The following is a 22,420-nucleotide window of genomic DNA, read 5'->3' as shown; positions in this document are numbered from 1 at the left end:
CAGTAAACACTCTATTTTTTATCCTTATTTACAAAACTTAAACTACCAAATAAACATATATGCATACCCAAAAAAAACAAATTAGATCAACTTAAAACTAGCAATATGATTCCCAAAGTTTCCATTATTATTCCTGTATACAATACTGAAAAGTATTTGGAAAAGAGTTTAACTTCTGCCATCAATCAAACATTAAAAGAATTAGACATTGTAATTGTAGACGATAAATCGACAGACAAGTCGCTTAAAATTATTAAAAAATTTCAAGAAAAAGACAATCGTATTACGGTGATTGCTTTGGAAAAAAATAGAGGAAATGGTTTTGGTAGAAACAGTGCTATCCAAAAAGCTGCTGCTCCTTACATAATGTTTTTAGATTCTGATGATTGGTTACAACCAGATGCTGTGGAAATACTTTATAATACAGCGCTCAAAAAACAAAGTCAAGTATTAATGTTTGGGTATTTTGAGGTAAAATCTAATAAAAAAGGGGAAAATTTAAACGCCTACCCTGTTCTTCCAACACTTGAAGACGGCTCAACAGATTTTATCCCTTACTATTTAAGTAACAGAAAAGGATTTTCTTCTGCTGCATGGAGTTACATTTATTCAAGAGATCATATCATAAATAATAATGTAAAATTTACGGAAGATATCTTCTTTGAAGACATTGAGTTTGTAAGCAAAGCTGTTATTAAGGCTCAAAGAATAGATGTTTATAAAGACCAAGCTTTGTATAATTATTTGCGTCGTCCGAGCTCTATTACTTCTTCATTCTCAAAAAAGAAAATCAAAAATCTTTATCACGCCAATCATTTGTTATCAGAATTTTTGAAGAAAGAAAAAATTTATAAAACCTATGAAAAAGATTATATGCTACGCTTCATTATTGAGTGTGTGCATTGGAGCTTTTTAGATTATCTGCACATGCCTGGTCGTTTGCTAGATGCTGAAGTAAGATCATTTATGAAAAATGTGAAAACTGAGTTTTTAACGAATGAAAATTTAGCATTAGTAAAAAGTAAAATTGATTCAATGCAGGCTGATGAAATTATCATTAAAACTACCTATCAAAATATGTTTGATACATTATCATTGATAAAAAAACATCCAATTTATTTTAAACTTCGTCTATTTAACACGCTCAAATGGCAAAGTTATTATAGGTTTTTCACTAAATATAACAAAATCATTAAGCAGTCGTAATCAGTCCTAATTTTGTAATAAGAATTTTCAATTCTAAATCCTCCCATAAAACATTAAAACTCCTTCAATAAAAAATCCCGACACGATGTTGGGATTTTTTGCTTACACACATTGCAAATTAAATGTTAAGTATGGTATTACCGTAATTAGTTCAAGAATTGTTTATCTATTTTTCTGTTCATTATTAATTAATATATATACACATTATGAAAAAACAGAAAATCAAAAGTTTAAAAATCAACAAGTTGAATGTATCTGACATGAATCCTGAAGTACTCAGAGGAGGATTACGCGAAAGTGATTGGACAGATTTATCAGAATGTTGTGCACAACGAGAACTATAAAAGAACTACAAGCGAACTTCGGTTCGCTTATCTTTTGCTATATATTTTATAAATTTTTCATGTATTGAAATGATGTAAATTACTATTCATTACATACATTTTTTTAGTCTTCAAATCTTCATACAAAAAATTCCACGTTGGAAACTGTCTACAAAAAACAGAACATTCTATTGTGCTTCTTTCTACGCAACTCAACATTAATCAAAACGAAATTCCTAGTTTAAGTACGCTAAAAACACCTTCCAAAGATCAAAAATTGATCACTATATATTGATTATTTCGTCAAATAGTATCGAGTATTATTATGTTAAAAAATAATAATACCTCAAAATAAAAAATGAAGCATCATATAACGTCTCCTTTAAAACAAAGGTTTTTAAAAAGATTGATGCAACAAATGTTTCAATGTTCGCCACATTCGTTGTAGTATCCTTTTGCGAATTACGGTAGTTTTACAACTAATACTTAACGGGAAATACGCATGTGTATTTCTTCTATTCAAAATCTAAAATCACTAATCCTCTTTTATGAATTTCGTTTCAAAATACTATCCTGTAATTATTTGTTTTTCTTTAACGATCTTTACAACTATTCAAGCACAAGAAGCAAAACAACATCCCTTGGAAGCAAAAATTGACTCCATACTATCCATACTAACCTTAGAAGAAAAAGTAGCCATGTGCCATGCACAATCAAAATTTAGCACAAAAGGTGTCGAACGTTTAGGAATTCCAGAAATTTGGATGTCTGACGGACCACACGGAGTTCGTGCAGAAATAAGTTGGGACGATTGGGCATATGCTGGTTGGACAAATGATTCCATCACAGCATTTCCAGCATTAACATGTTTGGCTTCAACATTCAATCCAAAACTTGCAGGTGAATTCGGATTCAGTCTTGGAGAAGAAGCACGTTACAGAAAAAAAGATGTACTACTTGGTCCAGGTGTAAACATATACAGAACACCTATGAATGGACGTAACTTTGAATACATGGGAGAAGATCCTTTTTTAGCGTCTACAATGGTTGTTCCGTATATCAAAGGTGTTCAAAAAAATGGCGTGGCGGCATGTGTAAAACACTATGCATTAAACAATCAAGAACACAAACGCGATCTCATAAACGTAGAAGTAAGCGACAGAGCATTGCATGAAATTTATTTACCAGCATTCAAAGCCGCAGTGCAAAAAGCAAATGTGTGGTCCATTATGGGCGCATACAACAAATTTCGTGGAGAATACACGACACATCATGAACTCTTAACCAAAAAAATATTAAAAGGAGATTGGAAATTTGATGGAGTTGTTATAAGTGATTGGAGTTCTGCGCACGATACAAAAAAAGCTGCTTTAAATGGTTTAGATATTGAAATGGGAACAGGAACCGACGGTTTAGGAATGACAACGGCAAATCATTACAACCAATATTACTTAGCGTCTCCATTTTTAAAAGCATTAAAAAATGGTGAAATTTCAGAATCTGTCGTAAACGATAAAGTTAGAAGAATACTACGATTAATGTATCGTACAAACATGAGTAGCAATCGTCCGCTTGGAAGAGCAAACAACAAAGAACATCATGATGTTGCCAGAAAAGTAGCAACAGAAGGAATAGTACTTTTAAAAAATGACAATAACTTTTTTCCAATTAAAGACGACAAAAACATTACGATTGCTGTAATCGGTGAAAACGCAACCAGATCAATGACTACTGGTGGTGGATCATCAGAACTAAAACCAAAATTTGAAATTTCTCCGTTACAAGGATTGAAAGAGCGCTATAAAAATGCAACGATTATTCATTCAATTGGATATGCTTCTGGAGCATCAATTTATGACCAAGTAATGCCGTCTCCATATGATGCCGATTCGTTAAAAATAGAAGCTATCAAAGTAGCAAAAAAAGCAGACATTGTACTATTTGTTGGTGGGTTAAGTAAAAGTCATTTACAAGATTGTGAAGGTGATGATAGAAAACAGTATGGCTTACCTTTTGGACAAGAAGAACTCATTGATGAAATCAAAAAAGCAAACAAAAATATAGGATTTGTGTTAATTACAGGAAACGCCGTCGATATGCCTTGGCTAAGCAAGGTAGATGGCGTTATACAAACGTGGTACTTAGGTTCTATGGCAGGACATGCAATTGCAGATATAATAAGTGGCGATGTAAATCCTTCAGGGAAATTGCCATTTTCATTTCCTAAAAAATTAGAAGACAATGGAGCGCATTCGTTTGGCGCTAGTTCGTATCCTGGTATAAATTTAACACAAGAATACAAAGAAGACATTCTAGTTGGATATCGTTGGCATGATACAAAAAAAATTAAACCTGTATATGCATTTGGTTATGGAATGTCATATACTGACTTCAACATCAAAAATGTAGCTATTGATAATAAAAAATATGCTAAAAATGGTACAATTACAGTTTCTTGTGATGTAACAAACACTGGTACTATTGATGGTGCGGAAGTTGTTCAAGTATATGTTGGGAAATCAAAATCTAACGTAAAAAGAGCTGTGAAAGAACTCAAAGGTTTTTCAAAAGTATTTCTAAAAAGTGGTGAAATACAAACAGTTTCTATCACAATTAATGTTGACGAACTAGCTTTTTATGATGAATCCATTTCAGATTGGAATATTGAAGAAGGCGACTATGAAATATATGTTGGAAATGCTTCTAACAATATCTCAAAGAAGATGAAAATAACTGTAAAATAAGTAGATTTAGAATAAATGGTACATACTATTTTGTAATCCTTGCTGATTCAGCTTAAATTGAAAACATACAATACATTTCACGCTGAGTATCTCATGGAGAAACATTTAAAAAAAGCATTCAAAGAAGAAAAATTAATTCCTTGGCTATTTCCCAAACCAAAATAAAATAGCTAGAAACCGAATCATTAACATGAAAAAGTACATTCTCATCCTAATCACTATTATACTCATAAGCTGTAATTCTAATGAAAAACAACGTGAGAAATCTGTGGAATCAATCAAAATAAATGAAGTAACTGTAGCCTATCAAACTGCCGCCGCATTAGGTGAAGGCGCTATTTGGAATCATGAAACGAATGAATTATACTGGATCGACATTGAAGGAAAATCACTAAACATGTTAGATCCGAAAACGAAACAAAATCGTTCGTTCTCAACGGCTTCACAAATTGGCACGGTAGTTCCTAAAAACAAAGATGAAGCGCTAATTGCACTTGTTGATGGTATCTACACCATGAATCTCAACACAGGACAAACAAAGGTATTTGCAGATATGAAGGAAGCATTGACAGGTTGTAGACTCAACGACGGAAAATGTGATCCTGCTGGAAGATTCTGGGTTGGCTCCATGAATTGGCAACAAGAAAAAGGAAAAGCAACACTATTTTCAGTTCAAAATGATGGTTCAGTTACAACTAAAATTGATAGTGTAACAATCTCAAATGGAATTGTTTGGACAAAAGATAAAAAAACAATGTATTACATTGACACGCCAACTTCGCAAATAAAAGCATACGATTATGACAATGCAACTGGAAACATTTCTAACGAACGTGTGGCTGTAGAAGTAGCTTCAGATTTAGGTTTTCCTGACGGAATGACCATTGATGAAGAAGACATGCTTTGGGTTGGAATGTGGAATGGAAATGCCGTAATTCGATTCAATCCAACAACTGGAAAAATGCTTCAAAAAATAGAAGTTCCCGCACACAACATAACATCATGTGCGTTTGGTGGCGACAATTTAGAAACACTATTTATCACATCTGCCAAACTTGATATGACTGATGAAGAACTGAAAAAATATCCACTCGCAGGTTCAGTATTCAAAGTAAATACTGGCATAAAAGGAGTTGAAAGTAACTTCTTTAAATAAAATCCAAACATAACAACCAACCATAGTATTACGAATCAATATGAAACTCCAACAACGAACCAAACACATCACGAAATCAATCTTTTTTATTCTACTAAGTTTGCTACTTATCAACTGTGCAAATGAAGAAAAAACCACTCCAAAAACAAATGCTGTAGATGATAAAATAGAAGCAAGAATCAACGAAATACTTGCTAAAATGACGCTCGAAGAAAAAATTGGACAAACCAATTTGAGAGGAACATCAAGCAGAGTTGAAGGGCAATTGCCTGAAGAATTAAAAACGGCTGTTAGAAACGGTGAAATTGGCGCTTTTTTAAATGTAATGAATCTTGACTATGTAAAAGAATTACAAAAAATTGCCGTTGAAGAAAGTCCAAATGGAATTCCTTTAATTTTCGCACGTGATGTCATTCACGGATTCAAAACCCTTTTCCCAATTCCGTTAGGTTTGGCAGCTTCTTGGGATGCAGAAACGGCGAGAGTTTCTTCAGAAATTGCAGCATTTGAAGCGAGTTCGGCAGGAATCAGATGGACATTTGCACCGATGTTAGACATTGCTAGAGACAGTCGTTGGGGAAGAATCGCAGAATCACCAGGAGAAGATCCGTACTTGGCTTCTATTTTAGGAAAAGCATATGTAGAAGGTTTTCAAAGTAATGATTTAAGTAGTCCAACAAGTATGGCGGCATGCGCAAAACATTTTATTGGATATGGCGCCGCTATTGGCGGAAGAGATTATAATACGGTAAATCTTTCAGAGCCATTATTACGAAATATATACTTGCCACCTTTTAAATCAGCAATTGATGCTGGCGCGGCTACGGTGATGAGTTCTTTTAATGAAGTAAATGGAATTCCGGTAACGGGAAATGAATTTCTACTGAAAGATGTATTGAGAGGTGAATTAAATTTTGACGGATTTGTTGTGAGTGATTGGGATTCTACGGTAGAAATGATTGCACACGGATTTGCAAGAGACGAAAAACATGCCGGTGAATTATCTGCTATTGCAGGTTTGGACATGGAAATGTCAAGTGAAGCCTATGAAAATCATCTTAAAAAATTAATCGAAGAAGGAAAAGTTACCGAAGCACAATTGGATGAATTTGCAAAAAATATAGTACGTATTAAACTCAGATTGAATTTATTTGAAAATCCATATATTCCAAAAGATCATACAGGAAATTTATATGCAGAGGCACATCTGGCGGAAGCCAAAAAAGCAGCTATAAAAAGCACGGTTTTATTAAAAAACGAGTCCATTCTTCCGTTAAAAGAAACCACAAAAGTTGCCGTCATTGGTCCAATGGCGAACAAACCACATGAACAATTGGGAACATGGTCATTTGATGGCGAAAGAACACATACCAATACACCAACAATTGCGTTTGAAAAAGCAAATGTAAACTTTCAATTTGTAGAAGGATTAACCTATAGTAGAGACAAAACAACGAAAGGATTTGGGGAAGCAATTCGTGCCGCAAAAAACGCAGATGTGATTTTATTTTTTGGTGGTGAAGAAGCTATTTTATCAGGAGAAGCGCATAGTAGAGCCAATATTGATTTGCCAGGCGCGCAAGTTGAATTACTTAAAGAATTGGCAAAAACAGGAAAACCAATTGTCCTTGTGATTATGGCAGGACGCCCAATTACGATTACAAATATTATTGATGATGTAGATGCTGTTTTAATGGCTTGGCATCCAGGAACTATGGGCGGAGAAGCGTTGCGAGAAATTATTTTTGGAATTAGTGAACCTCAAGGAAGATTGCCAGTTTCTTGGCCAAAAACTGCGGGACAGTTGCCGTATTTCTACAATCATAAAAATACAGGAAGACCTGCAGAAGCAGATCAATTTACGCAAATGGATAGCATTCCTATTGGTGTTTGGCAAAGTTCACTTGGAAACGATTCGCATTATTTAGATATTGGTTATACGCCACATTTTCCGTTCGGATATGGCTTGTCGTACACGGAATTTAAGTACGAAAATGTAGCTGTTTCAAATGATACTATCAATTTTAATAAAGAGCTAACAATTACGGCTTCCATTACAAATACTGGAAAAAGAGACGGAACAGAATTGGTGCAATTGTATGTGCAAGATGTTGTTGGAAGCATTACGAGACCAATCAGAGAACTGAAAAGGTTTGAACATATACACTTGAAAAGTGGCGAAACGAAAGAAGTAACATTCAAGATTTCGTCAGAGGATTTAAAATTTGTCAATCACAAATTGATTGATGCCGCAGAAGAAGGAAAATTCAATGTTTGGGTTGGTCCAAATGCCGCGCAAGGATTGGAAAGTTCGTTTTATTTGAAAGAATAAATGTTGGGTGGTTTTTGGTTGGTAAGTATGTATTGAGACCAAAGAAGAAATTTTTAGAAACCGAACCATGATGACGATCTTGCTGGTTTTATCGTGGTTTGTTTTCGTTTATTTTTATTCAAGTATTGGCTTTTACTTGTTTTTTACCTTAGTTCTTTGTTATGGGCTTTTTATTTAAATGGAGATTTACCTAACTTAGGCTTCTCAACGAGTGGCTTGTTATAAATCGTTAACAATAAGTCATTAAGTTTTGATTCAAATAATGAATCATTCGTCATGTCTACAGCAATGAATTGCTGAATAAAATTTGGAATGCTTTCTTGAAATGTTCCGCTTTTTAAAACAGGAATATATTTACTATTTTCAGAGATTTGACCATATAGTTCTGTGTTAAGAATTGAATATTCAAATCCAACTCCGCCTTTTCGTCCTTCTGCTTTTGTTTTGTAATTAGGAGTAAAAATAATTAGCACCTTATCCGCTTTTGGAATAGACTGTTCCATAAAAGTCATCATATTATCACCAGGTTTCAATTCATATCTATCTAAAATTACCTGTACTCCACTATCAAACAGTCTTTTAGAAAGGTTTAAAATCCAATTTTGATGTTCTTCATTATCCCAAGAATATGAAATAAAAACTGTAGGATTCTCAATTGTCTCAGTATTTATTGTTTCTTCACTTTCTTCTGTAACTAAAATTTTTTCTTTCTTTTCTGCCAATATAGGTTCTACTATAGTAGGCGTTTCAAAACCGAAATCAGGAAGAGTTGGTTCTTTATAATTTTCTTCTAATTCATTTGCGTGTTCAGACATTCTATTTATAATATCCAAACGAACATCTTCTTTAAAACTCATTAAAATATCATAAAAATAATCTTTCCGACTAGTACTCAAACCTTCATTCTTTCTAAAATTAATGTATTGCAAATAGTCATGAAAATATGGATCAAACTCCCTTATAATACTAATAAAAGTTCCTCCTGAAAAATAAGATTCCTTTTTATTAATAGTCACCAAAAGTTTATTATATTCTCTTACCCAATTAATTTTTTCCTTATCAATTAAGCTTTGTTTAATACTATCACTCAATGACCGCATATTTCCTTTTTCAAGTTCTTCTTTCAAATATTCTGTTAAACTCTTCATATATTTCGAATAATAAATTTTGATTTTATGGTTCTTCTAATTGCCCATAACGTATGCATAACAAAAACTCCTACTATTTCTAGTAGTATATCTAAACCTTGTTTGATCGTCAAACTTTAGTTATCCCTAAAACTAGAAGAATCATCTCAGATAACAAAATAATTTGAGCGGTTTTAAATTTTATTTGTAAGAATTAAATCACTTATAAAGAAAAGGTATGACAGTTTAGCGTGTATTATATTTAATGAATTGCACAAAGTCATTATTTTTTATGGAAAGAATGTATCGCGTTTTTCCAACGGTGATGGTTTGTAAATCTTTGACGTCTCCAGAAGTGTAAAATCCGCTTTGTGTGACAGGAATTGCCTTGAATTCTCCTTTTCCATTTCCTTGTAAGAATGCGCCATAACTTGCATCATTTCTTGGCGTTTCTATTTCGGAGTTGTATAAATTTCCTGCGAGTAGTAAATCTAAATTTCCATCGTTGTCATAATCATCTACTAGTATTTGATTGATGCTTGAAAGTTGTACTTCCATCGGTAATTGATGAATTTTGAAACCATCTTTTGTGTTTTCTAGATAGATACTTGCAAACGATTTCACCTGATAATGCAATGCGTTTTCTAAGTTTTTTTCTCCATAGACATCAATAAGTGTTGCCGTTGAAAATTCGTCGTAGTTTTTGAATTTCTGCTGTATGCCAGGTACTTGTTGCGAAGAACATTGACGACCACGCAACGGATATTGTTCGCCATTTTCATAGTAACTGAGTACAATGTCTTCTTTTGAATTTTTATCAAAATCCTCTACATAGATGTCAAAAGTTTCGTCTTCTGTAGCTTTGTATTTGTAGTTGAGTCCGTTATTTCCCAATACATAATCGATATCGCCATCGTTGTCAAAATCACCTTCATTAATGCTCCACCACCAACCTACTGTTTCGTTGAGTCCGAATTTCTCTGTGACATTTTCAAAAACGCCTTTATTGTTTTGCAATATTGTGATTGGCATCCATTCGCCAACAATGATAATATCTTCCCATGAATCGTTGTTAAAATCTGTGATAACAGCGCTTGTTGCCATTCCTAAGTTCTGAAGAAAAGGCGCAAAGTTTTCGGTATTGTCTTCAAATTTCACCACACCATTCATAGATATGTTTTCTAATATATAACTTGAAGTTGGAAACGGATATTTCCCAGGCGTTTGTCTTCCTAATACTAATACATCTTGTTTTCCATCTTTGTTATAGTCAAGTTCATAAACACGTGAACCACTAATTGTGTTGGCAGGAATTGCAGTTTCACTTTTTTGAAATTGACCTTTTCCATCATTTATATAGAATCGATCTTTTAGAAAGTTTGAATTTTGCGCAAATTCATATCCGCCACTTACAACATATAAATCTTGATCGCCATCTTCATCAGGATCAAAAAATAATGCACCAACATCTTCCGAGATTTTATCCGCATCAAAAGCAGTTGTTTTTTGCGGTTTAAAACCGTTTTTGGTTTGTAGATACAAATTAGCCGATTTTCCAAATGATCCACCTAAAAAGATGTCTTCCATTCCATCGTTATTGACATCAGCAGTCGCAACCGCTGGACCTAAAGTTGACATTTTGTGTGGCAATAATACTTGCGTTGCAAAATCGTCATGATCGTTTTCTATATGTTTGATGATTTTTGAAAGTTCTGTGTTTGTTATGAATCGTTTTTGCATCTCGATTCCGCTCGATGTGTCAGCTATTGGGTTTTGGGTCTTGGAAACAGCATCTTCATAGTTTAATACCAATGTTTGATTTACAATTGTCGTTTTTTGCGTAAAGATTTTTCCATCGTTCCAAATCACTTTTAAACTGTCTATTTGTGTTGTTTTTTTCAATCCGAAATGTAATTCTGGAGCTACCGAAGATTGAAATCCCCTAGTTAAGGTTAATTCTTGTACTTGTTGTTTTCCATCTACATACATGATAACTCGTGAACCTAAACCGTATTTGTTTTTCGAATTTCCTTCGAGTTTTATTTTTAGATAGTTGTTCGTGTTGGAAGCATTGTTTTGAAAGATAACGGCTTCTTCATCTATATTGTTGATAATGATTTCTAAATCGCCATCATTGTCTAAATCGGCGTAGACTGCGCCATTTGAGAATCCTTTGTGTTCAATTCCCCAATCTTGATTGACTTTTTTGAATTCCAATCCGCCAAGATTTTTAAATATGAAATTGTCTATTTTTTCACTTGGAATCAGTTTACTTTTTTCTAGCAGTGATCGTTTTTCATATTCCTCTTTTCCTATGTTTTTGAAAAAGTCTTTGTTATTGATTTCTTTACGAGTTCCGTTACTTACAAATAAGTCTTTGTGCGAATCGTTATCGAAATCGGCAAATAGTGGCGCCCAACTCCAATCGGTTGATGATGTTCCTGTTAAACGAGAAATGTTCGAGAATTTTGGCACACCATTTTCCATGAACCCAGTATTGAGTTGCATACAATTGTGCATGTATTGATAGTGAAATCCGTAGAGTACTGTTTCGTAGAACAAGCGCGGATTCATGCTTGCCATGTTTGCTTTTTGGCGTCGATTGTTGTCTGCGTCCATGTCAGCTTGGAAAATATCTAGAAAACCATCATTGTTAATGTCTGCAATGTCAACGCCCATTCCGTAAAACGCCGTTTGATTCGTTGCTTCTTTGATGACTTCTTTGAATGTTCCATCTTGATTGTTGATGTACATAAAATCTGGAATGCTGTAATCGTTTGAAACGTACATGTCCAACCAACCATCATTGTTTATATCAGCGGCGGCAATTCCGATGGAGAAACTGTAATTTTTTACGCCTGCTTCTTCCGATACATCGGTAAACGCTTCACCGTCATTTCTGTAGAGCTTATCAGATTCAATCGTTTTGGGATTGTCCATTCGATTTTTGTAAATCATGTTTGGCGTAGAAGGATGTCCTATTGGATAGTTTGCCAAATACATGTCTAAATCGCCATCATTGTCATAGTCAAAAAATGTTGCTTGAATGGAGTTTCCTTCGTCTGCAATTCCGTATTTTTCAGCGACTTCCGTAAATGTATTGTCTTTACTGTTTAGGAATAGTTGATTTTTTTTGTTGCCGCTTTTTCCTGCAACTGAGCAATAGATATCTAAATAGCCATCGTTATTGATGTCTACCATTGTTGTTCCTGTGTACCAGCGATTATCACCAGAAATATTGCTAGTTTCTGTAATGTCTTGAAATTCTAAGTTTCCTTTGTTTAGATATAGTTTGTTTTGAACTTGGTTTCCTGTGAAGAATAAATCGGGCAAACCGTCATTGTTGATGTCACCAACTGAAATGCCGCCACCCATATAGATTGAAGTATATTCAAAATAGTTTAGTGAATCCGTTTCAACGAGTTTATTGTTGAAAGTGACATTTGTTTTTTGAGTGGTTAATTTTGTGAAAAGCTTTTCTTTTACGACAACTTCGTCGTTTTTTGGAGAACAACTGTAGATGAGAAGAAAAACAATAAGAATGTTGCTTAGTCTTTTCATTGGTGAATTGGATTTTTTTAAGAGTTTGACAGCAAAGAATTCCTTAATCTCAATATAAAATTCTTTGTGCAAGAATTTCACTCGATTTGACGTAATTCTCTTTTACTTTATAGATATTTAAAGGTACTGAATTTCATCAGTATTAGTTCAACTTATATTTTTGATTGTGTAAACTTCTCAAAATGGAGTTTTACTAAAAATAACAAAGCAGTATGGTATCACACACTGCTTTGTTACAGCAATTCAAATATTTTATTTTGATTAGATCATTGACGTACTTCTTAGTATCCAGGGTTTTGATCTGCTACTGTAAGTTCCGAGTTTTTGTCAATTTCTGTAATTGGTATTGGAAATAAATCATTTCTAGAAGCATATCCTGTTCCAGCTAATTCTGTTGCGGCTCTTCCCCAACGAACTAAATCCCAGAAACGTTGTCCTTCATGAGCTAGTTCTAAGAATTTTTCATTTACAATTGCATCAAATAAGTCATTTCCACCAAGTGACGGGCTCACATCTGCTAATCCAGCTCTGTTTCTAACTTTATTTAATTCTGTACGTGCATTACCATCTTGTCCAGCTTTGTTATACGCTTCTGCCGCTAGTAGTAATACTTCTGCATAACGGAATATTCTAAAGTTTGTACTGTAGTTTAGTTCACGAACTCCGTCAGCAGTTGTTTCTTCTGCTCTTGAAGCATATTTCACTCTAATTGAACCTTCATAATCCCAGATAACTCCACCAGTTGCACTTGTTGGATCAACACTTCCTCCCATGGCTATTAATTCAGCTTCTGTAAGCAGTGTAGCTGCTTTTCTGTTGGTATCACCCGCGGCATCAAATGCATTTGCTAGTTTTGCAGTTGGTAAGTTGAATCCCCATCCGTTTAATAAACCAGCTGAAGATACATCGAAGATTCCATCTCCTCTAGGTCCCATTAGTTGAATGTGTAAGTTACTTTCGTTACGTCCTCCCCAAGCAATGTTTCCCCAGTCTCTTCCAGATGTTGATACAAAACCTAGTTCTACTAAAGATTCTTGTCCAAATTCACTTGCCGCTGTCCATACAGCAGCAGGTGTAGCTTCTAAGTCGTGAGAAGGATTTCCTATTACTGATTGAAAGAATGGAATTGCCTCTGAATATCTTTCTTGAAATACTAATACTTTTGCCATTACAGCTTCTGCAGCTCCTTTAGAGAATCTGAATTCGTCTGCTAATGCTGATTTTGCAGGTAAGCTTGCGATAGCATCTGTTAAGTCTGCTTCAACCTGTACATAGATTTGCGCTCTTGTTGATTTTGCCAATCCAAAGTCTGCTGCTCCTTGTGGTAAGGTTAAACGTAAAGGAACATCACCAAACATGGTTGTTAGTTCAAAGTAGCACCAAGCTCTAATAAATTTAGCTTCTGCTGTTGCTCTATCTTTGTTGCTTAGCGTGCTTTCTTTTAAGCTTTCAATTACTAAGTTAGAAAGTGCTATGGTACTGTAAAAGTTGTTCCATACACTTTCAATTGATCCATTAGCTGTTGAAATATTTGCATAATCGTCAATGTCTTGCAATTGTGGTTGATCACTTGAATTTCCTCCGGCTGCGTTAGCATCATCTCCAGGAAGTAATTTTACAAGAAAGGCACTGCTCCAATCTCTACTATAGTTTAAGTGAAATAGGTCATAAATACCAATTACGGCGGCTTCGACATTTTCTTCTTCTTGGAAGAATGTTTCTAGGTCTTCTACATTTTCAGGTTCGTTTGTAGTGAAATCGTCACTACAAGCTGCAATCCCCAAAAATAAAATTACGGCAATTAATAGAATGTTTTTTTTCATTTTCATTTTTTTTGGTTAAAAGTCTAAAGCAAGTCCAAATATCATTCTTGCGGCAGTTGGATAATATCCTCTATCGACTCCGATATCATTAAATCCGAAGTTTCCTATTTCAGGATCTAAACCTCTGTATTTAGTGAACGTAAAGTAGTCATCTAAAGATACGTATAATCTTAAATTATTTACATGTAACTTTTCAGCTACTTTTTGTGGTACTGTGTATCCAAATTGAATTTGTTTTATTCTCATGTATGAACCATCTTCTACCATTAGGTCAGTATCGTACGAATCTGTAATCGTTGCTGCTGATGGGAAAGTTGCATTGTCACCTGGATTTTGCCATCTTTCATCAAAGTAATGTACTGGCTTGTTGGTGATAGGTCTGGAAGGCTGATTGTACGAAGTAAAGATTTCGTTTCCAAGACTTCCTTGGTATTGTAAGTTAAAGTCAAACGCTTTGTATTGGAACGCTATGTTTCCTCCAAATAATACATCTGGATGCGGCGAACCGATAAATGTTTTGTCTGCATTTGTAATGTTACCATCTCCATCTGTATCAACTCTTTGCAGTTCTCCAGTTGCTGGATCTACACCACTTGTTTGATATCCGAAGAAGTACCATGCTGGTAAACCTTGTGTAAATCTTGTGATTCCATCATCATTTTGCGGTGCTCCTGCTCCTCTGATCGAAGTTCCTTCTGGTAAGAATAGTATTTCTGTTACTTCGTTTTTTATGGTAGATAAGTTTGCGTTGATTTGATATTTGAATTCATTGTCATTGTTTGCATATCCTATTTCAAATTCCAGCCCTGTGTTTTCAATTGTACCTGCATTGAATTCATTAGAAGTAAATCCTGCTGAACCTGGTGTTATTAAACTACCATCAGATACAATTAAGTCTTCTGTTGTTTTCTTAAAGTAATCGACTGAGAAACGTAATTTGTTTTTTAGTGCTCTTACGTCAATACCAAAGTTTGTTTGCGAAGATGTTTCCCAAACTAAGTTTGTGTTTGCAAATCCTGTAATTTGTGCTCCACCAACACCTAAGTAGTCAATTGGTTGTCCGTTGATGTTTCTTGTGATACTGATAAGATCCGAGTTTCCTGATAAGTTAGATTTGTTACCATTTTGTCCCCAACTTCCTCTTATTTTGAAGTAGTTTACAAACGAGTCTTTATTCCAGAAATCTTCTTTAGATAGCAACCAACCTCCAGAGAATGCAGAGAATGTTCCTGCTTTGTTAGCCGTTGGAAATTTGTCCGAACGATCACGTCGTATAGAAGCTTCAAATAAATACTTTCCTGCATAGTCATATGATAATCTACCATACATAGACACTAAGTTGTCTCTGAATGTATTGATGTTTGCTGTTTTGTCATCAATTGTATATCCTGGTAAGTCTAAGTCAAATCCTGTAAAGTCAGGAATCGCTATCGAACCACTTCTTGATATAATTGTTGGTATTTCAGTTTCCTCTGCAGAATATCCTGCTAATACTGAGAAGTTATGATTGTCAAATGATTTTGTATAGGATGCAAAGTTTTCCCATAACCATCGTGTTGAACGTATTCTTGACTCAGACATGGTAAAGGCAGTATTTTGCGATTCTGAAGATACAAAGTATGGTGTGATTGTATTTTGATTGTAAAAATCTCTGTATTCATATCCAAGTCTTGTTGTAAAGTTTAGTCCTTCTAAGATGTTAAACTTCGCATATACTGTAGATAAGAATTGATTGTTTTCATTTAATGTTTTGTTTACATCTGCTAATGCTACTGGGTTTATAGTTTCTCCTGTAGAATATACTGGATATCCGTATATAGCTCCATAACTACTCGTTAGTAATGGTACATCTGGAAAACCGTTACTTGCCGCTCTGGTAAGTACTTCTTGTGGTACTTGTCCTTGCGCATATTTTACGGGTGTTAATGGATCTAATACTAATGCATTTTGAATTACACCACGTGTGTCATTATTTTCTTGAACACCTCGTTTATTGATGAATGAAGCTGTGGCACTTGCACCAACTTCTACCCAATCTGTTAATTCAGTTTTTAAGTTTAAACGAAATGATGTTCGCTTGAAAGAAGAGTTTTCTCTTGCCACAATACCATCTTGGTCGGTATGCGCTACTGAGAAGTAATATCCAATATTAGCAGCTTCTCCAGATAAACTTAAGTCATAACGTTGCATAAAAGCTGTGCCAAATAATGCATCAATCCAATTGGTATCAGTTCCATTGTCTACTACGGAAGTAATTCCTGCTTCGTTCATATACGTTACAAACTGGGACGCGTTCATTAATTGTATATCACTTTGTAAAAATTGTGCACCAATTTGTGAATTAAAGTTTACTTTGATTTCTTTTCCTTTTCCACTTTTTGTGGTGATGATGATAACACCATTTGCACCTTCAGTACCATAAATAGCTGCAGAAGCTGCATCTTTTAGTACTTCTAGGTTTTCAATATCTGATGGTGGAATGTTGTCAATTGTAGATACTTTCATTCCATCCACAATAAATAATGGTTCTGAAGTTCCACTTGATCCTGTTCCTCTAATTCTAATTCGAGCGCCTGAACCTGGTGAACCTGATGAAGACGAAACCGTAACACCTGAAGTTCGACCTTGTAAGGCTTGCTCAACTCTTTGGTTAGATACACTTTTAATGTCGTCACTGTTTACACTAGATATAGCTCCAGTAACTAAACTTTTCTTTTTAGCTCCATACCCAACAACAACAACTTCGTCTAATGCTGCTGCATCTTCAACCAAAGTAATATTTACTGTAGATAGACCATTAATGGCAACTTCTTGCGTAAGGTATCCTACGTAACTTACAACTAATGTTGCGTTAGAAGCTACATTGTTTAGTGTGTAATTACCATCAAAATCTGATGAGGTTCCATTATCGGTTCCTTTGACTAAAACTGTTGCTCCAGGTAATGGCCCGTCAGCAGTTGTTACTTTTCCCTTGACTGTTTGTGCTTGTAAAAAGCTCCCGTAGAGAAAGATTATGAAAAAGAAAAACTTTTTTAGCGGTATAATCTTCATAAAATTGGTTTAATGGTTAGTTAGTTAGTTTGGTTTATTGATTGTTTTTTAAAAAATAAAAACTATGAGAAAAATTATTAGTCCAATAATTGCAACAATAAGAATGAACTCATTTAGCACACTCCATTTAAATTTTTTAATTCGCATTTCACAAATGTTAAAAAAATATTAATTAATTAATATGAATTATAAAGCATATGATGCAACTTTTGATGCGTTTTACATATAATACAACGTTGTAGTTGCATATGTCTTAGGAATTATGCTTCATATTTAATAGTTCGGAATTATACACACCTTTACTTCAATAATTATTAATTATCAAGTAGTTACAATTCATATTTCACAAAAAATGAGACCTTTTTTTATCAAAAAAGAGCCTGCAACATTTGTTGCAGGCTCTTTTTTGACGTTGCAACTGAAATTTAGATTTTCAGTGCTTGATGATTTACGAAGAAAATGTTAAAATATAGCATTTGGTACTTCTTTTTTATGACATTTTTCAATCAAAAAATTAGTTGCTATTCAAGCTAAAGTTAAGTAAGGTTTTACCGTAAGTAGTTCTTAATCATATTATTTAACTTTAAGAAAATTAATTTTTAAAACTTTAAACCATGAAGAAAAAAAATCTTAAGTCGTTGAAAATTAACAAGAAATCTGTTTCAAATTTGAATACAGATAGTGTTAAAGGTGGTGGTACAAGTTATGCGCCAGATTATTGTTGGGGAACGCTACAAGAGTATTGTACTGGACCAAACTGTACACAGAATTGGCATTGTGACATGGGATCACATCCAGCATAAAATTTATAGTGCAAAAAAGGATTCTACTCGTAGAATCCTTTTTTATTATCTTATAAATACTATATTTTTTAGTTCGTATTTTCAATTTCTTTTGGTAATACACCAAAGTGACTTTTAAAGCATTTGGTAAAATAGGATGGTGATGAGAAACCAACTTTGTAACACACTTCACTAATGTTATTGTTGCCCATTTCTATGATTTGCTTGGCGCGTAATAACCGAATGTTACGAATGAATTCATTTGCCGTTTGATTTGTTAAGGCTTTTATTTTTCGATAGAATTGACTTCTACTTAGATTTAGTTGTGACGCTAACGATTCTACATTTAAGTTTGGATCTCCAATACTTTCGTTGATATACCCCAATACTTTTTCAATAAATTCTTTGTCAATAGAAGTCGTGGTTTTATTGTCTGCATCACTTATCACACTAAAATATTTATTGAAGATTAGTTGTCTACTCGTAATTAATTGTGACAATCGCAGTTTTAGTAAACCAACATCAAAAGGTTTTACCATGTATGCATCTGCGCCGTTTTCAATACCTTCCATTCGGTTTTCTATACGTGTTTTGGCAGTTAGCATTAACAATGGAATATGACTCGTTTTGATGTCGCTTTTTATGTGTTTACAGAACATGAAACCGTCCATTTCTGGCATAATTACGTCTGTCATGATAATGTCTGGCAAGAATTCTTTTGCTAGTTGCAAACCTTCTTTTCCGTTTTTTGCAAGTAGTATTTTGTAGTGTGTTTTTAGTTCATTTTTTAAGTAATTGCGCAGTTCCGTATTGTCTTCAACAATTAATAACGTGTGCGCCGTTACATTTACTTTTCTTTCATCTTCTTCTACCATGTTTTCAGCATGTACAGCAGGAATTACAAAGTTTTCTTCTTTTTTCACCTGATCTTCAACACGTTCTGTTAATCGTTCGTCTTCGCTAAAGTATTCACCACTTGCTGGCAATACGATTGTAAAAGTAGTTCCCGTTCCTACTTCGCTTGTTACTTTTATTTTTCCTTTGTGAAGTTTTACAAAGTTTTGAACTACTTCTAAGCCAATTCCTGTGCCTCCATAATAGGTTTTGTTAAGGTTATCAACTTGATAGAAACGTTTGAATATTTTATCTATTTGATCTTGTTTTAACCCTGGTCCTGTGTCAGATATTGAAATTTCAATCGCTTTTATTTTTTCTTTATCATTGGCTAATGGCAAATCGACTAAATCTTCTTTTGCAGACAAATCAACAGTGATAGCGCCACCTTCTTGTGTCACTTTAAACGCATTTGATAGAATGTTGAAGATTATTTTTTCCAACATTCTTTCATCTGCAAAAATTGCAATATCCTGAATATCAGTATCAATACTAAGATGAATGTTTTTGATAAACGCTTCTTCTTTAAAATGACTCGTTACATTTTTAGTAAAAGAAACTAGATTGAGTTCACGTACTTTGATTTGCACCTTATCCAATTCAAGTTTTCTAAAGTCAAGTAATTCATTGATTAAACGATATAATCTGTTGGTATTTTTATGAATTGTGCTGTGTTTTTCTTTTATTCTTTCAGGAAGAACCGTACTATCGTTTTTGATAATATCTTCCAACGGACCAATAATCAACGAAAGTGGCGTTCTAAATTCGTGTGATATGTTGGTGAAAAATTGCAACTTTTTTTCATTCAGTTCTTTTTCTAACAGGCGATTGTTACGTTCGTTAGCGACCAACTGCTTGTCTCTAATTCTCGTCCGCGTTATTTTATTCAACAGATATACGCCTGCTAAAAATAGGAATACATATGATAGTATTGCCCAAATTGTTTTCCACCAAGGTGGTAATATTTTTATGCTTAGTAGCAATGGAGTTTCGTTCCAAACACCATCATTATTCGCCGCTTTTAGTTTGAATGTGTAATCGCCTGGATCTAAATTTGTGTAGGTTGCACTTCGTTTTTTCCCCACGTAATTCCAAGAAGTTTCATACCCTTCCAAGTAGTATGCATATTCGTTTTTTTCTGGTCGTGTGTAGTTAATGCTTGAATATTCAATGGTGAAAACCGATTGTTTGCTATTGAGCGTTAAGCTATCTGTGTTGGATATTACTTTTTCTAGAGGTGATTTTTCTTCATTTGGAATTACACTTTCATTGAATAGTTTAAATTCTGTTAGGTATAATGAAGGTACATTTTGATTGATTTTTATATCTAATGGATTGAAATAATCAATACCTTGAAAGTTTCCAAAATATATTATTCCTTCCGTGTCCCTAAATGCCGAATTGATGTTGTAATCGTTGGATAATAAGCCATCATTACTCGTATAATTGGTGAAAGAATTATCTTTTACATTTAATTTTGTTATTCCTGAGTTTCCTGCTAACCAAATGTTTCCATCTTCACTTTGCGTAATTCCATTTACATTTTCTTCAACTAAACCATTGAGGTTGTTATACCAAATAAAAGCTTCTGATTTCTGATCGTATTTAAACAAACCGTTACCTCTTGTCCCTACCCAAATAGAATGATCGGCACTTTCAAAAATGGATAAGATATTGTCTGAGCTACTATTATTGTTGAACCTTTCTGGCATTTTATCTCGCATCGGAGTAATTAAAAATTTACCATCTCCTTGTTTTTCCGCTTTAAAAAGTCCTATTCCAGTTCCCAACCAAATGTGATCATTCCGATCAACAATTACTTTTCTTATTTCAATATTTGCCAATCTATATGTTAGAAAATCCCCAAAATTATAGTGTGTAAACTTCTTTGTTTTTGGATTGTACGAGTGTAATCCTCTGTTGTATGATCCCATCCAAATGAGTCCTTCAGCGTCCTCTGCAAGCGATAGAATTCTGTTCGATTTTAAAGTTTCATTTGTGTTTTCTCGTGTGAAATTGACAAACTTTTTAGTTCCCTTTTTCAAATAGAACAATCCACCTCCCCAACTTCCAGCCCATAAATCTTGATTTCTATCTATGAGTAACGCTTCAACATAATCGCTTGTTAGTCCCTTATATGTTTGATCATTTTTGGTATTGATATGCGTTATGTTTTGATTTTTCTTATCAAAAATATCAATCCCACCACCATCCATAGCAATCCAAAGTTTATCATTTTCATCTTGTGCTATGCCTGCAACTGAAGCATGTTGCAATGAATTCGGATTTTGAGGTAAACTCCTAATTTCATTAAACTTATCATATAATTTATCGTATACTGAAACACCTTTATTGTAATATCCAATCCAGATTCGTTCATCTTTATCTATATACAATGACCATATAGAATTGGACAAAATACTACTCGTATTGTTTTTACTTACTTCATAATGATTTAGAATAGTTCCGTTTTTGGTTATATGATATAAGCCATCATTTTCAGTCCCACATAGTAAAGTTCCGTTTTTAAGCTCAATTAGAGATAAATATTGATTTTTTGAGAATGAAAACGTATCAATGTTGTGTACTGTTTCGGAGTTGGAAGATGTAACAGAACTCACTTTTATCAATCCATCTGTTTCAGTTCCTAACCAAAGATTATTTTCTGAATCGACAAGTAATGATTCTGTCGAATTATTTATAGAAAGCGTGTTTTCTTCATTTTCAAAGACTGCAGGCCGTAACGTATTTGTTTTGTAGTCATATAGTTTAATTCCTCTGTCAGTTGCAACATACACTTTTCCGGGTGCAACAATTTCAATAGCGCTTGCATTTAACGAAATTGATGATAACGACTCATTGCTTAATACGCGTTCTATTGTAAAATCGTCTAAATTCATTTTAAACAATCCGAAATCGAGTGTTCCGACAAATAGATTTCCATGAGCATCTTCTTTTAGGCTACTGATTGTGATATTTTCATCTTCCTCAATCTTGAAAATTTCATTTGGAATTCGCTTGAAACGATCATTTTCACGATCGTATAAATTGAGCCCATTTTCAGTTCCGAACCACAATCTATTGTTACTATCGAGGTATGAACTTTGTACCAAACTACTACTTAAAGAAGTAGAATCATTGATGATATATTTGTATGATTCATAACTAATTCCATCATAACGATACAATCCTGCACCATTAGTTCCCAACCAAATAAATCCTAAATCATCTTGAATTATTGTGTAGATTCCGACTTTAGAGATGCCTTCTTTTATACTTACAAAATCGTATTTTTGAATAGGTTCTTGAGACCAGGAGTTAAAAGTGAATAGATATAAGCAAAAAAAATAAAATATGTTCTTCATATAAAATTCACTTTAATCAGTTATCTAATTTAATTAATTATTTTTTTTGGAACAAG

At 33.9% G+C, this 22,420-nt stretch carries 11 protein-coding genes; 6 read left to right on the top strand and 5 right to left on the bottom strand.

Features of this window, described 5'->3' with window-relative positions; translation table 11 throughout:
- Window positions 1–105 precede the first annotated feature (105 nt).
- The 5 genes from ACQ654_RS20010 to ACQ654_RS19990 all read left to right on the top strand — a co-directional run bounded on the left by ACQ654_RS20010 (window position 106) and on the right by ACQ654_RS19990 (window position 7,761).
- Window positions 106–1,206, top strand: coding sequence for a glycosyltransferase family 2 protein (locus ACQ654_RS20010; RefSeq protein WP_430412115.1), 1,101 nt, complete (start codon window positions 106–108; stop codon window positions 1,204–1,206).
- Between the two features lie 206 nt (window positions 1,207–1,412).
- Entirely contained in the window at window positions 1,413–1,550 is a 138-nt protein-coding gene (locus ACQ654_RS20005) for a hypothetical protein (RefSeq protein ID WP_430412114.1), read from the top strand.
- Between the two features lie 527 nt (window positions 1,551–2,077).
- Window positions 2,078–4,273, top strand: coding sequence for a beta-glucosidase (locus tag ACQ654_RS20000; protein WP_430412113.1), 2,196 nt, complete (start codon window positions 2,078–2,080; stop codon window positions 4,271–4,273).
- A 190-nt stretch (window positions 4,274–4,463) separates the two neighbouring features.
- The gene (locus ACQ654_RS19995; RefSeq protein ID WP_430412112.1) at window positions 4,464–5,429 is read left to right on the top strand and encodes an SMP-30/gluconolactonase/LRE family protein; all 966 of its coding nucleotides are present in this window, start codon (window positions 4,464–4,466) and stop codon (window positions 5,427–5,429) included.
- A gap of 40 nt (window positions 5,430–5,469) precedes the next feature.
- Window positions 5,470–7,761, top strand: a complete 2,292-nt coding sequence (locus tag ACQ654_RS19990) for a glycoside hydrolase family 3 N-terminal domain-containing protein (RefSeq protein ID WP_430412111.1) — start codon at window positions 5,470–5,472, stop codon at window positions 7,759–7,761.
- Between the two features lie 170 nt (window positions 7,762–7,931).
- On the opposite strand, the gene ACQ654_RS19985 is transcribed toward ACQ654_RS19990, so the two are convergent.
- The 4 genes from ACQ654_RS19985 to ACQ654_RS19970 all read right to left on the bottom strand — a co-directional run bounded on the left by ACQ654_RS19985 (window position 7,932) and on the right by ACQ654_RS19970 (window position 17,323).
- Window positions 7,932–8,909, bottom strand: a complete 978-nt coding sequence (locus ACQ654_RS19985; protein WP_430412110.1) for a toll/interleukin-1 receptor domain-containing protein — start codon at window positions 8,907–8,909, stop codon at window positions 7,932–7,934.
- Between the two features lie 225 nt (window positions 8,910–9,134).
- A complete protein-coding gene (locus ACQ654_RS19980; protein WP_430412109.1) occupies window positions 9,135–12,449 on the bottom strand; it encodes a VCBS repeat-containing protein in 3,315 nt (1,104 codons plus the stop codon).
- Window positions 12,450–12,730: 281 nt separating this feature from the next.
- A complete protein-coding gene (locus tag ACQ654_RS19975; RefSeq protein ID WP_430412108.1) occupies window positions 12,731–14,272 on the bottom strand; it encodes a RagB/SusD family nutrient uptake outer membrane protein in 1,542 nt (513 codons plus the stop codon).
- Between the two features lie 15 nt (window positions 14,273–14,287).
- Complete coding sequence (locus ACQ654_RS19970) at window positions 14,288–17,323, bottom strand: SusC/RagA family TonB-linked outer membrane protein (RefSeq protein WP_430412107.1); 3,036 nt, start codon at window positions 17,321–17,323, stop codon at window positions 14,288–14,290.
- A gap of 614 nt (window positions 17,324–17,937) precedes the next feature.
- Between ACQ654_RS19970 and ACQ654_RS19965 the strand changes: the two genes are divergently transcribed.
- The gene (locus ACQ654_RS19965) at window positions 17,938–18,126 is read left to right on the top strand and encodes a hypothetical protein (protein WP_430412106.1); all 189 of its coding nucleotides are present in this window, start codon (window positions 17,938–17,940) and stop codon (window positions 18,124–18,126) included.
- A 68-nt stretch (window positions 18,127–18,194) separates the two neighbouring features.
- Here ACQ654_RS19965 and ACQ654_RS19960 read toward each other — a convergent pair whose 3' ends face one another.
- On the bottom strand, window positions 18,195–22,364 hold the full coding sequence (locus ACQ654_RS19960) for a two-component regulator propeller domain-containing protein (RefSeq protein WP_430412105.1): 4,170 nt from the start codon (window positions 22,362–22,364) through the stop codon (window positions 18,195–18,197).
- Between the last annotated feature and the right edge of the window lie 56 nt (window positions 22,365–22,420).

This window comes from Kordia sp. (assembly GCF_965283645.1).
Classification (GTDB): Bacteria; Bacteroidota; Bacteroidia; order Flavobacteriales; family Flavobacteriaceae; genus Kordia.
Note: the sequence above shows the minus strand (reverse complement) of the source record. Positions and strands in the feature narration are given on the sequence as shown.